We start from the raw sequence: 985 nt of genomic DNA, 5'->3' as shown, positions 1-985 counted from the left end.
CGCCTTCTGCTCGGCCAGTGCCTGCGGGGTTGTTATAGGACTGATGCAGGGTCGGCTTACCCGGTTCTAGCGATTCTGCTGCGTGGCGGATTTCCTCCATGACTTCTTCGTAGGTCGGGCCGGTGGGACCTGGGCTGTCGGCACTGGTGAAGGTGCGGGTATTGTTCGGGATGCAACTAGCAGAGGAAGGGCTTCGGGGACTTCCGTGATCTACAGGAATGCCAGATTCAAGCGACATATTTGTGAACTTGAATGTTCCTATTCTTCCGTCTTTGGTTGTGCATGACATAATATTGGGATTTTCGTTGGCGTAGGTAACTTTTACGCCGTTTCCCTGATTTACCGTGGAATAAGTATATTGTTGCTGAATTTCCTGGTTGGCATTATCTGCACCTGTATTTTTCTCATCGTAACCATCTTGACTGCCTCGCGAAGTAGTTGTTTCAACTTCGATTTGGCAAACTTTAGCTGATGTGTCAGAACAAGGCGCAGTAATAACGTATGCATCAACGTTAGTGGTACCGCAAAATCCTAGAATGCAAGATAGAGAAAAAATCCCACTGCATTTTATTATTTTGTTCATTATTTTAGTCTTCTACCTGTTCGTAACCGATAATTTTCCATGAAGAGTCGGAGTACTTAAATTCAAATTTCCAGGTGTCATTATCCTTCTGGATATTTCGGTTTCGGTGCCATTCTCCGGTAGGCTCCACAAGAGTTATATAATTCCACTCGCGATATGCCTTCCAAAAATAGGTTTCCCCATCCTCAGACCACGGATTTCCATCAGCAACATAGTTGTCAATGCCATCAATAATCCACCCGCCGCGCTTATACAAGTCCTCAAAGCTCTTATATCCCTTAAGTTCACTTTCAAAATTACTGGAAATGTATTTTCGGGATTCCGTAAAATCGCCTACTTGAATTCCGTAATTAGTCCATTTCACCCAAGCATCCATCGTCTTACGGATACCTTCAATAGACT

The 985-nt window shown here is 44.5% G+C and carries 1 protein-coding gene and 1 pseudogene; both read right to left on the bottom strand.

What is annotated here, in order from left to right; genetic code table 11:
• Nucleotides 1–583: pseudogene (locus HMPREF2980_RS09480) on the bottom strand (hypothetical protein); the annotation flags it as partial.
• Nucleotides 584–587: 4 nt separating this feature from the next.
• Nucleotides 588–985: DUF6318 family protein (locus HMPREF2980_RS01120; protein ID WP_246823626.1), on the bottom strand; the 398-nt coding region annotated here is incomplete at its 5' end.

The sequence above is a fragment of the Rothia sp. HMSC076D04 genome, from assembly GCF_001814645.1.
Classification (GTDB): domain Bacteria; phylum Actinomycetota; class Actinomycetes; order Actinomycetales; family Micrococcaceae; genus Rothia; species Rothia mucilaginosa.
Note: the sequence above shows the minus strand (reverse complement) of the source record. Positions and strands in the feature narration are given on the sequence as shown.